The following is a 14,684-nucleotide window of genomic DNA, read 5'->3' on the forward strand; positions in this document are numbered from 1 at the left end:
CCCCTAGAGTGACGAAGAGCCAGGTCAGCCCACCCTGAATGGTTTCCTTGCTGACCGCCACCGCCGCTGTGACTTCGGGTACAGTCGCTAACTGCCTATCAATTTGAGCTTCGAGCGTTGTACTGAACACCTCTTCCCCCTCCCCTTACTGATGTACGGGAGAGACTAGCAAATGCCCCCCGACCAACCTCCGACCGGCCTTCACTCGCCCTTGAAGCACGTGAGAAGAATGTGTGTATAGTGGTGCTACATGATGCTACGCACCCTTGGCGATTTATCGCTCGAGGACACGCCCTTTCGTCGTCCCAAGCCTCTTCTTTTGCTGGCGTACCTCGCGCTCGAAGGCCCCACCTCCCGCCGCACCTTAGCCGAGCTGTTCTTCGGCAACGTCGACGACCCTCGCGACAGCCTCTCTACAGCCCTTCGCCGCCTCAGGAGTGTGGCGCCATGCCCTGTTGAGGCAGATGAGCACCGGCTTTGGGCAGTTGTTTCTTGCGACGCTAGCGAGCTTCTGACACTGCTTTACCGGAGGAATCTCGAGGAAGCGCTTCATCTCTACCAAGGCACCTTCCTAGAAGGTTTCAGCCTTTCCTTGAATGAAGAGCTCGAGGCGTGGGTCTACGAAACGCGCGAGTATCTTGCAGGCAAAGTCCGAGAAGCTCGCCTGAAGTTGGGTGAGGACGCCGCCGCCGAAGGGCGTGATGAGACCGCAGCTCAACATGCCGAAATAGCCTTTACTCTTGCTGGAGCACCTGAACTCGAACCTGACGATTTCAGTCGCGTCTATAGGCTTCTTCAGGTGGGGAAGAGCCCCAAGGCTGCTGAGGTGATGAGGGAGGCGGATGCTTACGGCCTCGAGCTTCACGCTCAGCCCACCAAGAGGCTAGCGCAGCTCCCGCTGGACCCCTTTCAAAAGCCTTCGTTGCCGAACAACCTTCCCACTCTCGCGACCTCGTTTGTGGGCCGTGAAACTGAACTGCTGGCGATTGACAAGCTTCACAACCGGCCCCACTGCCGACTGTTGACCCTGCATGGTCCGGGCGGCGTGGGGAAGACCAAGCTGGCCATGCAAGCGGCCCACCATCAGCTTCGGCCAGGTCGCTTTGAAGACGGCGTGTTCTTCGCTGGGCTTGAATCGTTGTCCTCACCTGAGCAGATTCCCTTGGCGGTGGCGGAAGCCTTGGGTCTCGCCCTGCAAGGGCCAGCTGAACCACTGGCACAAGTCAAGAACCACATCGGAGAGAAGCACCTGCTGTTGGTTCTAGACAACTACGAGCACCTTATGGACGGTGCGGGTTTATCGGCAGACCTTATTAACGCCTGTCCCAACCTCAGGGTAGTGATTACCTCCCGCGAGCGCCTGAATGTCCACGAAGAACACGCCATGTCTCTCGAAGGCTTGCCGCTGCCCGCAGAGGATGCCAGCCTTGAAGAACTCGGGCACGTTGATGCCTTGCAACTCTTCCTTCGGCGGGCCAAGAAGTCTCGGCTCGATTTCCGGCTCACAGAAGAGGATCTGCCGCACGCCTTGAAGATTTGTTATCTAGTGCAGGGTTACCCGCTGGGGATCGAACTGGCTGCCGCATGGGTCCGTATGATGCCGCTCAAGGATATCGCCACGGAGATCGAGCGGAACATGGACTTCCTTGCCACCTCGACTCGCAACGTCCCCGGCAGGCAGCAAAGCATCCGGGCGACCTTCGAGTACTCCTGGAGGCTTCTTACGCCCAGGAAGCAGGAGGTCCTAAGGAAGCTCTCGGTCTTCCATGGGGGCTTTCGGAAGGAGGCGGCGTCCGAAGTCGCCGGGGCAACCTTTCCTACTCTGGTGTCGCTGGTAGACAAGTCCCTGCTGCGCACGTCCTCTGCGGGCAGGTTCGATTGGCATCCACTCTTGCGTCAGTTCATGGAGGAGAAACTAATAGAGCACCAAGAGGAGGAGGAGACTCAAAACAAACATGCGGAATACTTTCTCGCCCTGGCGGAGGACGCCGAACCGCAGCTGGTGGGCGACCAACAAGGTGATTGGCTGACGCGTCTGGAAGCGGAGCACGACAATTTACGAGCAGCGCTCGCCTGGGGAGAGCGGAGCAAGCGACACGAGCTGGCTTTACGACTGGCTGGGGCGCTGTGGCGCTTCTGGCAGGCGCGTGGTTATCTGAGCGAGGGGCGCGGCTGGTTGGCGAAGGCACTGTCCCAAGCAGGAATGGCAACAACAGCGGCCCGTGCGAAAGCGCTCAACGGCGCAGGTATGCTGGCTTGGTTCCAGGGCGACTACAGTGCGGCGCGCTCACACTTCGAAGAGAGCCTGGCCATAAGGCGGGAGGTGGGAGACAAGCAGGGCATTGCCGCCTCGCTCAGCAACTTGGCCAGCATAGACTACCAACAAGGTGGCTACGTCTTACCACCCTCACGCTTTGAAGAGAGCCTGGCCATAAGGCGGGAGGCGGGAGACAAGCAGGGCATTGCCAACTCGCTCGGCAACTTGGGGATAGTCGCGCTTGACCAGGGCGACTTCACCTCGGCACACTTGCTCCATGAGGAAAGCCTGGCCATAAGGCGGGAGGTGGGAGATAAGCGAGCCATCGCCTTTTCGCTCTACGGTCTGGCCCAGGTAGCCCATGCTCAAGGCGACGATGCAAAAGCATACGCGCTTTTTGAAGAGAGCCTGGCGATAAGGCAAGAGGTGGATGATAGGACGGGCATGGCCGACTCGCTCAACAGGCTGGGGCTGGTCGCCCTTGACCGAGGCGAGCATGCCAAAGCGCGCGCGCTCGTTAAGGAAAGTTTGGCACTATTTCGTGTGCTGGGGGACAAGCGGGGCATTGCCTGTTCATTAGAAGCATTCGCAGTTTTAAGGGTGATGGAAGGTGAGCCTGAGCAAGCACCGCGTCTTTGGGGAGCAGCAGAAGCTTTACGTGAAACGATTCGTTTACCCTTGCTGTCCAGCGACCGCTCTCGCTACGAGCGTAGTGTAAGCGTTGCGCGCGCTCAGCTCGACGAGGAACGTTTTAGGATTGCATGGGCAAGAGGGCGGGTGATGATGCTCGAGCAGATCATCGTCTATGCTTTGGAGGAAGGCGACCACACCTGAAGTTTCGCTTAGCAAAGCGCGGTGTCCCCTACGACTCTCGCGGAAATAAAAAAGTTGGCATCCCTACGGATGCAGCGGGAATGGCTTCATGAGCGTCTTCAGGAGAGGATCAAAGCTGCTCCGGCAGATGCCTGTGGCGCGCGAACACAGCTGCAGCATTGCTCAAACTCCCTTGCGGCAGTGCCACCAACAGGGCCGTGCCAAAGATCAAGCTCGCCCCAACACAACCGAGCAAGCCGAAGTACTCACCGAACACCAAGCAGCCAGGGTGGCAGCGATGACCGGTCCGACGCTTGTCATGAGCACCGCCCGTGACGCTTCTACCCTCTTGAGGCCGGTGTAGTAGAGAAAGTAGGCCGCATAGATCGAAAAGAACACCAGCAGCAGCAACAACCCCCACACCTGCAGGCCCTTGGGGCTGAACGTCACCATAGGCCCCAGCAGCAGCGCACCGAAAGGCATGAGGAGCGCGCAGATCGCTACGGAACTGTAGCGGCCCAGCATCCACTTGTCGAAAAGGTAGAAGCTGCCATGAGTTGCCGCTGCCAGAAGACCCCAAGAGACCGCCAAAGCGGAGACAGTCACCCCTTCACCACCCCCCCACCCAAGACGAGGACCACCCCCAGCAGCGTCATGAGCACCAGGCCGAGCTTTAACGGCGTCAGGCTCTCTTGGAGCAACAACCACGCACCCACCACGACAAACGCCGGAGCTGACGTGAGGAGAACGACCGCGAGGTTCACGCCGCCATGATCCACGGCAAGAATGAATGAAGCGTAGTGGAGGGTGCCGACGAGGGCAAAGCCGAGAAAGAACTCCAGGTCGCGGCGTCGCTTCAGGTAGAGTTTGCCTTTTGAGCCTGCATGGGCACAAAAGAGCAGCCCTCCCAGGGCAGCACGCCAGAACGCGACTTCCAGAGGCTCGATGCCGGCTGCCAACATCCCTTTGGCGAGCAAGCCGATGAGCCCCCAGAGCGCCGCCGCAAAGAAGATAAGCCCGTACCCCACTCAGATCACCCTCGCCCTGCTACCGGCCGCGGTAGTTAAGCACAGCGGGTGCTACCTCGGCGAGGGCTGGGGGGAAAGATGGTGTTGGCAACGACAAGACAAGCCACAGCACCACCAAGAGGATGATGCCGACACAAGCGGGATCACCCGCAAAGATCTTGCGCTCTCTATGAGCCATACTCCCTCCTGTACAACAAGCTGCTCAGCTTTACTCGGTTGTCTCGTTTACTATGAGGGCAAGAAATAAGGACCGGACGAGCCGGTCCTTGCTTTGCTTGAAGCTGGCTTGTTACTGGAGCAGTACGCCGTTGACGTAGAGGCCACCCGTGCTTTGAATTGTCTCGGTTTCAGTGCTGCCAGGGACAAGAGACCAGGAGGAGCCGCTGGGGCAGGATTCCAGCTTCTCACCTTCCGAGGTGCTCGAGGAGCTACTGCTGCTAAATCCGGTGAGGTTGAAGCCGGTGATTTGATTTCTTTCGCGTGCAACAGAGCTAACCACTCCTGTAGTAGTGGTAGTTGTCGTACGTTGACGCTGTTGGGTTCTTTGATTGCTGCTGTTTATGCACTCCCAGGTTGTCTCGGTAACCTCTTCCACCTCGTAGGTAAAGCTTAAGGTTCCAGCGGAGCCTTCTGTGTCAACATAGGTGAGACACCTACACCCCCAGGGAGAAGCAGGCCTGGCACTGGGTGTGTGGGGACCACCGGGTATCGGCAAGACTCACATTGTGCTGCAGGTGCTGAAGGCGCTGCCTTATACCAGCGTCACCCTGCACGCCACTATTACCCCTGGGAAGATTGCGCAGCGCCTCCCGAGAGCCAGCGACCTCCCCTCCTGGGCTAAGGCAACGCTCTCACGCCTAGCACAGGGGCAAGGGAGCAACCAACAAGACACCGTCGACGCGCTAGCGGCACTTCTGGCCGCGCAAGCCCCAATCGTCCTGCACGTCGAGGACTTGCACGAAGCACAAGGGGAAGCGCTAGCGTTGTGGGTAGCCTTGAGCAAGGCAGTGAGGAGGAGCTCTGGGGTGGGCCTCATCGTCACCAGCCGCCAGGAACCCCCTGATGCCTTCACTGTGCAGCAATCCCCACCCCTCACCCTCGAGGAGAGCTGGGGACTGCTGGAAGAAGAGGCGGGCGCTAGCTTGCCGGCTGACGCCGTCGCCTGGATTCACGAGTTCGCCGCGGGCAATCCGCTCTTCACCCTGGAGTTCTTCCGTTTCCTGCGCCGCCACGGAAACCTCTGGCGGGACGGGCGTCGCTGGCGCTGGCGGGCACCCGAGGCCCTGCGCATTCCCTCGAGCGTGGAGGTGCTCATCGTTCAGGCGATTCACCGTGCTGAGCTGAGCGAGGAAGCGGTCACGCTCATGCGCCTCAAGGCGCTCCTGCCATTAGGCACCTCCGATGAGGTGCTCGCGCAGGTGATGAGAGTAACGGAGGCTGAGCTGTCAAGGCTCAGCGCCCAGCTCGAGGCGGCCGGCATCTTGCGCGAGGGCGGGTTCGTGCATCCCCTGTACCGGGAGTTGCTCATCCGGGAACTCCAGAGGGATGAGCGGGGGCGTTTGGCAGGGCAGATTGTCGAGGCGTTTGCCACCACGGAACCCGAGATGGCCGCGCCTTACGTCGCTGATGCTGGATTTCGTGGTGAGGTAGCCCTGGACATCCTCGAGCGGGCAGCCACGGAGGCCGAGCGGCACGGCCGGGAGAGGCAGGCGGGTGAGTTCTTATCCTCTGCTGCCACCTACGCCTCAGGTGAGAGGAAGCGGGACTTGCTGCTTAGGGCAGCGCGCCTCCTGCACGTTCTTCACCCCTTCCAGGCGCAACGGCTCACCGAGCGGGTCCTGGAGGTCGAGCCGCACCATGTCGAAGCAGGTCTGCTCCTGGCCCGCTCTCTCGTGCGCCAGGGTGAAGGCGAGCGTGCCGAGGCCCTTATGCAGAGCCTGCCGGAGGAGCTGAGGCCAATCCAGCGCTGGTTCGATGAGCTCATCAGCCTCCGGACCGAGCGGTGCGACTACCGAGGGGCAGTAGACCTCTGGTTGAGCCGTCCTGAGCTTCAGGGCACTGCCAGCGTCAGTGCAAAACGTGATGCGGCCACCTCGCTCATGAACCAAGGGACCATGGCCGAGGCGGACGCACTCCTCAGCAGAGCACTCGAGGATCCCGCGCTCTCGGTGGAGGAGCGCGCGTCGCTCCTCGAGGTGCGCGGCAGCCTTGCCTTCTACACCGGTAAGTACCAAGACAGCCTGTGCCTCTTGGACGAGGTCATTGCTCTCTTTCGAGAGCTGAGTGGAGGAATTATCCCTCAGCGGCTCATGTACGCCTTGCGCTTCCGCACCATGGTCTACTGGGGACTCTGCCGCTTGCGTGAAGCCGTACGCGATACCGAGGAAGCCATGCGCCTCGCCAGCGACTTGGGTAGTGGCCGTGACTACGCCATCGCCCAGACCTACCTGGGGGTATCACTCACTGAGCTTGGCGAGTACGAGCGCGCCGAAGACGAGCTGCTTGAAGCCCGCGAGGTGCTCCTTCGTAGTGATGCTAGGGAGCACCTGGCAGCTTGCGAGGCGATGCTGTGCGGGCTGTACTTTAACTGGCCACCGGAGGGAAGGGCGGCTCAGGCGCTGCGGTACGGCCACCGGTCCTTGAGCCTCACTAGGGAACTGGGTGCGCCAATGCTCATTTGCCAGGCGACCACCTACACCTCCTACGCTGAGAGTGCCTTCGGTTCAGCTGAGCGGGCGCTGGCACTGGCACAGGAGACTCTCGACATTGGCACGCAGTTCGGACAGAGGCGCGTAATGGGCACAGGGTACTGGGTGCGCGGGCTCGCGCTGGAGCGCTTAGGGAAGCACGAGGATGCCTTGCGCGACTTTGCCGAGGGGGAGCGTCTTCTGGAGGAAGTGGGCCTGCCGGGCTTGGCGACGTACGTTGGGCTCGATGCAGCGAGGCTGCGTGACGATTGGGAGAGCGCAAGAAAGCACGTCCAGAGGCTACGGGAATTAGGCGTGGTGGGGTACACCCTGCCGGCAAGGCAGCACTTCGCAAGCCTGTTCGAGAGCACCGGTGAACCTGCCTCGCCTAGTGAACCTAGCCAGCACCCTGAGTAGCCATGGTGGTAGTACGACGATGTAATTTGCACGTCAGCGACGAGCAACCAAAATTCCCAAATTTTACGGAGGGAGCGGAAAGTTCCCTCGAGCAGTCCGAACCCGGCACAAGGCGGAGTTCAAGCAGCACGAGGCTGTTCTCGGGCTGATGGCTTGAAATTGTCTTTTCGTCGAGCCTTAACTCACATAGCTTTCCCGCGCCGCCAGCACGCAGCCCATGGCGACCGAGTTGAACTTGGACTGGGCGCTGTCGGCGCGGCTGGTCAAGATGATGGGCGCCTTGCCGCCGGTGATGACGCCGGCGACCTCGGTGCGCGAAAAGTAGACCAGCGACTTGTAAAAGACGTTGCCGACATCGACGTTGTGGACGATCAACACGTCGGCGCGGCCCGCCACCTCGCTCTTGATGCTCTTGATCCGCGCCGCCTCGGGGTCGATGGCATTGTCCAAGGCCAGCGGGCCGTCGATCTTGGCGCCCTTGATCTGGCCGCGGTCGGCCATCTTGGCGATGATGGCGTTGTCGACCGAAGCCTGCTGGTTGGGATCGACGAGCTCGATCGCCGAGAGGAGCGCCACGTGAGGCTTGGGAGTACCCAAAAGGTGCGCGGTTCGGACGGCGTTCTTGACGATCTCGATCTTGAGCGCGAGGTCGGGCGCGATATTCAAGGCACCGTCGCTCATCAGCAGGAGGCGCCCCAGGTGCGGCGGGTCGAAGGCCAGGACGTGCGAGAGCTTGCCCGCGCCGCGCAGGCCGTAGTCCCTGTGGAGGACGTCCTTCATGAGCACCGAGGTCTGGATGTTGCCCTTCATGAGGATGTCGCAGGCCCCGCTCGAGACCGCCTCGACCGCCATCTTGCCGGCCGCCTGGGGCGAAGGGGCGGGGTGGACGCGGACGCGCTCGGAGGGCAGGCCGAACGTCTCGACCAGCGGCTCGATCAGCTGGGCGTAACCGAACAGGTCGGCCTCCACCCAGCCCGCCGTCACGGCGCGCGCGACCGCCTCGACGACGTGGGCCTCGCCGGCGCTGGCGACGGCGAGGCGGCGGCGTCCCCCTTCGCGCGCGGCGACGGTCGCCAAGTCGCGGATGTCCTCCAGGGTGGTGCAGGGTTCGATGGTCTCGAGGGCGCTCTTCTGCCCCTCGACGAGGTGGGTAGGATTGACCATGGTGTTCCAGTCTAGCCCCTCGAAAGCGCGACCTTTAGGGCGACTCTTACGGTTGGCCACCCTGTAGGCACAGCCGTCCTGTAGACTCGGGCCATGCCGAAACTCCTGCTCCTCCTCGCCCTGCTCCCCTTCACCCTCGCTCGACCCTTTGTGGACCCCTGGGAGGGGCAGCCTTCCAAAGAGACGACCGCGCTCGCTGAAGCGGGGCTCTCGCAGGCTTACCCCGACGGGCTCTTCCGACCTAGCGAGGAGGTCAGCCGGGCGGCGCCCTTTCGCCTGGCCGCGGCGCTGGCGGAAGAGCCCGAGGAACCGGGCGGGGGCCGGCTGGAAGCGCGGCGCTCGAGCGGCTGCGGCAAGCCTCTGCCCGAGACGCCGCCGCGGAGCGTCCTGGTAGACGGGCAAGCACGCGAGCTCATCGCCTACCTGCCACAGAGCTACAGTCCGGATACGCCTTTGGCGCTCGTCATCGCCTTTCACGGCCGCACCAACGACAACGCCCAGGTGCGGCGCTACTACGGGCTCGAGGCGCCCAGCCAGGGCGAGGCCGTCATCGTCTACCCGAGCGGGCTGCGGCAGGGGGACGGCACCTTCTCCTGGTCCGACCCCGGCGACCCGGCGGACGCCCTGCGCGATTACGCCCTCTTCGATCATATGCTCGAGGACATGAGCGAGAGCTACTGCTTAGACCCCGGCAGGGTTTATCTCGTCGGCCACTCGCTCGGCGGCTGGTTCGCGGCCAGCCTGGCCTGCGCCCGCGCCGAAACGGTGCGCGCCGTGGCCGTCGTCGCGGGAAGCGTCTCCCCTTCCCCTTGCGGCGCTCCGGTCGCGGCCCTCGTCCTGCACAACCCCGAGGACCATCTCGTGGCCTTCGAGGCCGGTCTGCGGGTCAGGGATCTCTTTGTCACCCTGAACCGCTGCGAGGGGCCGCCCCTGCCCGCCGAGCCGCGCGGCTTAGGCTGCCAGCGCTACCCCAGCTGCGCGGGCGGCAACGCCGTCGTCTGGTGCCCCTACCAGCAGAGCCTCGACTACCGCGGCGAGCTCTACCCGCACGTCTGGCCGGACGAGGCGAGCGTGACCATCTGGGACTTTTTCAGGTCGCTCGAGTAGAACACAAAAGCCTCCAGGCGCGGACCGACGGTGGCAACGCCGCCTCGAGCCCCGAAGCGAGGGCTCAAGCCTCGAGCTCTGCGCCCAGGCGACGGCCCCACGAGCTAAGATGCTGCCTGACACACTGTTTGGCACAGTTGCCTGGCGCACCGCCTGACACAGTTGCCTGACACAAGGGCTTCTCCGAGGCTACTCGAACAGATCGTCGACCGGCATGCGCCATCCGGGTACAGCCGGTTCGGCCTCGGCCACGTCGCCACGGCGGTAAAGGGTCGGAGCGCTTGGGTCGTCGGCGCGGTATACCCTGACGACATCCTTCAGCAGGTCTACATCCCATAGCACCAGGGTTCCGGCGGCAAAGTAGTCGACACGCTTCGCGGCCAAGGCTTCCTCGGCGCCCTTGCCGTAGTCCCCCTCGCTTCTGACCTCGGCGGCAAAGATGGGCGGACCGTCGAAAAACTTCATGCCGGTATTGGGTCCGACATAAAAAGCGGCGTCGGGGCTAAAGGACTTGCGGTGCGGCAAATCGACGACAAAGCCCTTGTTGTCCCCAACCGCCAAGCCTGTTTCGAGGCGCTTCGAATACTGCCTCAAAGAAAAAAAGATCTCGTCGCCGGCATAGCCCGGCGCCCTGCCTGTCGGTGACATCAGCACGACCTCTCCGTTGATAAGCTCTGCTTTGCCCTCGTCGGGCAGATGATAGAGATCGTCGACGGTCGCTTGACTCTTCACAGGCACAAAAGCCTCCTGAGCGAATGTTAGCATGCCGGCTCAAGCGGGCAGCATCCTCAACCATGACCTTCCGCCACATGCGGCGGCCTCGAGCCCCCGAAGCCACGAGCCCCCGAAGCCACGAGCCCCCGAAGCGCGGGCTCGTGGACGGGGAAGCTCGAGCCGCTGGCGCCCCGGCATAGACACCCAAAAGCAAATCTGCTAGCGTGAGTGGCCGAATGACGCTCATTCCAGCCATCCCCTTACAGCTCAGCCCTTTACGGATACAGACGAACCTCTACCGTCGTGTTTGACGCCCTCGCCCGCGTCGTCACGCGCTATCCCAAGACCGTCATCGGCTTCTGGCTGCTGCTGGCCGCTCTGGCCTTGCCGCTGTCGCTGCGCGCGCCGGGGCTGATGACCGCGGCGACGGGCGGCATCCCAGGCAGCGTCGCAAGAGAGGTGCGCCAGCTCATCGAGGGGACGTTTAGCGGCCAGGACGCCTACAACCTGCTGCTCGTCGCCGACGGCGGGGGGACGCTGCGCGTGGGTGACGAGGCCTTCGAGCGGGCCTTCACGCTCGCTAGCGAGCGCCTGGTGGCTTCGGGTCTGCTCGACAGCCTCCGCGACCACCGCGAGTCCGGCGCGCTCACGCTCGCTTCAGAAGACGGGCGCTACGCGGTGGCCCTCTTGGGGCTAAGCGCCGACAGCGACGAGGAGGCCAAGGCCAGCGTCGGGGCACTGCGCGAAGCGATGCGCGGCGTCCAGCGAGACCTCGAGGAGGGCGGCGGGAACGGGGCGCCCGCGCTCTACATCACCGGGGTGTCGGCGGTCGTCGCGGACATCGAGGCGCTCACCAAGGCCGACACCCTACGCGCCGAGGTCATCGGCCTGCCGCTCAGCCTGGTGATCCTGCTCGTCGCCTTTGGCGCGGTGGTGGCCGCGGGCATTCCCATTCTCGTCGGCGTCTTGGCGATCAGCATGACCTTGGCGGTGCTCGCGCTCGTCGCCCAGGTCATGCCGGTGTCGATCTTCGCCGCCAGCGTGGTGACGATGCTGGGACTCGCCACCGGCATCGACTACGCGCTGCTGATGGTCAACCGCTTTCGTGAGGAGTTGGGAGAGCACGGCCCTCACCAGGCCGCCCTCATCACCGCGCGGACGGCGGGCCGGGCGGTGGCCTTTAGCGGCCTCACCGTCATCATCGCGCTCGCGGCCTTGCTCATCCCGCCGCTGCTCTTCATCAAGAGCCTGGGCCTGGGCGGGGTGGTGGTGCTCTTCTTCAGCATGTCGCTGTCGATGACGCTGGTGCCTGCCCTGCTCACCCTGCTGGGCGGGCGGGTCAACGCCTTTAGGCTCGGCCGGGGCGAGCCGGGCACGCGCTCGAGGGCCTTCTGGCGAGGCTGGGCGCGCTTCGTGCTCAAGCGGCCGCTCCTCTGGGCGGGCGTCGCCACCGCGACTCTGCTCCTCTTGGCCGCGCCCGCCCTGCGCATGGAGCTCGGCTTCACCGGCGCCGAGGGCCTCTCCTACCGCGCCGAGTCGCGCCGCGCCCACGACGGCCTCTTGGCGGTCGGGCTGGTGGGGGCCCTGCAGACCTTCGACGTGCTCGTCGACTTCGGCGACCCCGGCGGGGATGGCCGGGGCGTCTTTCACCCGAGCAGCCTGCGCGGCCTGAGCGCCCTGAGCCGCGAGGCGGCGGGGCTCGAGAACGTCGTCACCGTCCTCTCCCCCACCACCGCCCCGGTGCCCGGCGTCCTCCTCAGGGGCTACTACGCCACCCTGGAGACCGCGCGGGCGAGCCCGCTGGCCGAACTGGTGCGGGCGACGGTCAGCGAAAACGGGCGCTACGCCCTCTTGCGGGTCTATCCGAGCGGCGAGACGAGCCCGCGCGAGGGCGAAAGGCTGGCGCGCGAGCTGGGGGCGCTGCTGGCCGCGCAGGAGCTCAGCGGCCGCATCGGCGGCGAATACCAGGGGCAGCTCGAGTGGACTGGCGCGCTCTACGGCAAGTTCCCGCAGACGGTGGCGCTGGTCTTTTTGGCGACCTTCGTCCTGCTCGGCCTGGCCTTCAAGTCCGTCGTCATTCCCCTCAAGTCGATTCTTCTCAACACCCTGACCGTGGGCGCCGCCTACGGCCTCCTGACGCTCGTCTTCCAGGACGGCTTCTTGATCCAGTACACCGGCCTGCAGGGAGCCTTGCGCATGGTCGAGACCACCACGCCGATCCTCATCTTCGCGGTCATCTTCGGCCTCAGCATGGACTACGAGGTCTTTCTCGTCTCGCGCATCTACGAGGGCCACCGGCGGGGTATGAGCGACCGCGAGGCGGTGGTCTACGCGCTCTCGACCACCGGCGGGGTGATCACCAGCGCCGCCCTCATCATGGGCGTGGTCTTCTCGGTCTTTATCTGGGCGGGCGTGGTCAACATGCAGACGATCGGCTTCGGCCTGGCCGTCGCCGTCGTGCTGGACGCCACCGTCGTCCGCATGATGCTGGTACCATCCTTCGTGGTCTTGGCGGGCCGGCTCAACTGGTGGCTGCCGGGGCCGCTGCGGCGCGCGCTGAAGGACGTTACCATCGCCCACGACTGAGCCGACCGTTCTCGTTGACGGTGGTCTTTGCGGCTGTCGCGTGGGCTGTAGTTGCTGTAGTTTCAGGGTCTCCACTGCTGCCAAAGGCATGGTAACATTTCAGGTTCGCCGCCGCCAGGCGGTCTGAGGAGGACGTGTGCGCCAGACGTTTACCGACCTGTTTGCTTACATCAGACGTTATCCCCGGCAGTTTCTCATCGGTCTCGCGGCGCTCGCTGTGGCGTCCTATGCGACCATCTTGATTCCCAGGATCATCGGCTTCGCGGTAGACGCCTTCTCGAGCGGCACCATGACCATGACCTCGATCTGGACCTATATGGCCGGCCTCCTGCTGGTGTCGTCCGTCAGCGCCACGGCCTGGATCGTGGTGCGGCGCAGCATCTTGAACGCCTCCTGGGAGGTGCAGTTCGACATAAGGCGCGACCTCTTTCTTCACTTTACCCGCCTGGGCAGCCACTTTTACGACAACCACCGCGTCGGCGACATGATGGCGCGGCTCACCGCCGACTTGAACGCGGTCAGGATGCTGGTCGGCGTGGCGGTCTTTCAAGGCGTCTCGACCAGCCTGTTGATCCTCTTCACCTTCGGCCGCATGTTCACGCTCAACGTGGGCCTGGCCTTGTTGATGCTGGCTATCGTGCCGATGATCACCCTGAGCTTCTTCATTCTCTTGCGCATCATCCATAGGCGCTACGAAAAGGTGCAGCAACAGCTCTCCAACGTCTCGGCGATGGCGCAGGAGAACTTCAGCGGCATAAGGGTGGTGAAGGGCTTCGGCATCGAGTCCAGGGAGTTGGGACGCTTTCAGTCGCTCAACGACGAGTTCATCCGCCGCAACCTCTCCCTGACCAAGGTGGACGGCCCGCTCTTCCCGCTGATGGAGCTCTTTTTCGGCGTCACCATCGTGATCCTCTTGCTCATCGGCGGCCGCACCGTGGTCACCGGCGGCCTGACGCCGGGCCAGTTTATCGAGTTCGTCTTTCTCTTCGTGGGCATCGAGTGGCCGCTCATCGCGGCGGGCTGGATCGCCAACATCAGCCAGCGCGGCCACACCTCCTGGGGCCGGCTCAAGGAGCTTTTGGACATCGAGCCCGACATCAAGGACGACGAGCGCACCGACTTCAGCCTCGGCGAGGTGCGCGGCGACATCGAGTTCGAGAATGTGAGCCTTAGCTACGACGGCATCAGGGCGCTCGACGGGGTCTCGTTCAGGATAAGGGCGGGCGAGTCGGTGGGCATCACCGGCCGCACCGGCTCGGGCAAGACCATGATCATCAACCTGATCGCGCGGCTCGTGGACCCTGATGAGGGCACCATCTTGATCGACGGCGTGGACATCAAACGCTATCCCGTTATGGTCCTGCGGCGCCACATCGGCATCGTGCCGCAAGAGCCCTTTCTCTTTTCGGATACGGTCGCCGAGAACATCGCCTACGGGATTCCTCTGGAGGACGAGGGCGCGCTCCGCGAGAAGGTAAGGGCGGTGGCCGAACTCGTGCAGCTCGCGGGCGACGTCGAGGACTTTCCGAAGGGCTACGACACCTCCTTGGGCGAGCGCGGCGTGACCCTCTCGGGCGGCCAGCGCCAGCGCACCGCCATGGCTCGCGCGATCATCCGCAATCCGGCCATCCTCATCCTGGACGACGCGCTCTCGGCCGTAGACACCCAGACCGAGTCGCGCATCCTTGAGGGCCTGGGGCAGGTCATGAAGGGCCGCAGCAGCGTCATCGTCGGCCACCGCATCTCGGCCTTTGGCCACACCGACCGCATCCTGGTCCTGGAGCGGGGCAAAGTCATCGAGGAGGGCAGCCACGAGGAACTCGTCGCCGCGGACGGCTGGTACGCCGACATGGACCGCCGCCAGCGGCTCGAGGAATCGCTGGAGGCCGCATGAGCTTTACCCACAAGAAG

The 14,684-nt window shown here is 63.6% G+C and carries 9 protein-coding genes; 5 read left to right on the top strand and 4 right to left on the bottom strand.

The features are described 5' to 3' along the window. The first annotated feature begins 250 nt into the window (after positions 1-250). Complete coding sequence (locus M3498_19145) at positions 251-3,091, top strand: tetratricopeptide repeat protein (GenBank protein ID MDQ3461386.1); 2,841 nt, start codon at positions 251-253, stop codon at positions 3,089-3,091. Positions 3,092-3,298: 207 nt separating this feature from the next. On the opposite strand, the gene M3498_19150 is transcribed toward M3498_19145, so the two are convergent. Further along, positions 3,299-3,676 carry a DMT family transporter gene (locus tag M3498_19150; protein MDQ3461387.1) on the bottom strand — a complete coding sequence of 126 codons (378 nt, stop codon included), beginning with the start codon at positions 3,674-3,676 and terminating at the stop codon, positions 3,299-3,301. After that, on the bottom strand, positions 3,673-4,047 hold the full coding sequence (locus tag M3498_19155; protein MDQ3461388.1) for a DMT family transporter: 375 nt from the start codon (positions 4,045-4,047) through the stop codon (positions 3,673-3,675). Before M3498_19155 ends, M3498_19150 begins: the two co-directional genes overlap by 4 nt. Positions 4,048-5,123: 1,076 nt before the next feature. Between M3498_19155 and M3498_19160 the strand changes: the two genes are divergently transcribed. Then, positions 5,124-7,202, top strand: coding sequence for a tetratricopeptide repeat protein (locus M3498_19160; protein MDQ3461389.1), 2,079 nt, complete (start codon positions 5,124-5,126; stop codon positions 7,200-7,202). A 177-nt stretch (positions 7,203-7,379) separates the two neighbouring features. Here the strand turns inward: M3498_19160 and M3498_19165 are convergent, their stop codons facing one another. Beyond that, positions 7,380-8,366, bottom strand: coding sequence for a bifunctional enoyl-CoA hydratase/phosphate acetyltransferase (locus M3498_19165; protein ID MDQ3461390.1), 987 nt, complete (start codon positions 8,364-8,366; stop codon positions 7,380-7,382). Positions 8,367-8,459: 93 nt separating this feature from the next. Between M3498_19165 and M3498_19170 the strand changes: the two genes are divergently transcribed. Then, entirely contained in the window at positions 8,460-9,473 is a 1,014-nt protein-coding gene (locus tag M3498_19170) for an alpha/beta fold hydrolase (GenBank protein ID MDQ3461391.1), read from the top strand. 189 nt (positions 9,474-9,662) lie between these two features. Here M3498_19170 and M3498_19175 read toward each other — a convergent pair whose 3' ends face one another. Then, entirely contained in the window at positions 9,663-10,211 is a 549-nt protein-coding gene (locus tag M3498_19175) for a Uma2 family endonuclease (protein ID MDQ3461392.1), read from the bottom strand. Between the two features lie 279 nt (positions 10,212-10,490). Here M3498_19175 and M3498_19180 point away from each other — a divergent pair, with 279 nt between their 5' ends. After that, positions 10,491-12,773, top strand: coding sequence for an MMPL family transporter (locus M3498_19180; GenBank protein MDQ3461393.1), 2,283 nt, complete (start codon positions 10,491-10,493; stop codon positions 12,771-12,773). A gap of 136 nt (positions 12,774-12,909) precedes the next feature. Continuing rightward, a complete protein-coding gene (locus tag M3498_19185; GenBank protein MDQ3461394.1) occupies positions 12,910-14,667 on the top strand; it encodes an ABC transporter ATP-binding protein/permease in 1,758 nt (585 codons plus the stop codon). Positions 14,668-14,684 lie beyond the last annotated feature (17 nt).

Source organism: Deinococcota bacterium (assembly GCA_030858465.1).
Taxonomy (GTDB): Bacteria; Deinococcota; Deinococci; order Deinococcales; family Trueperaceae; genus JALZLY01.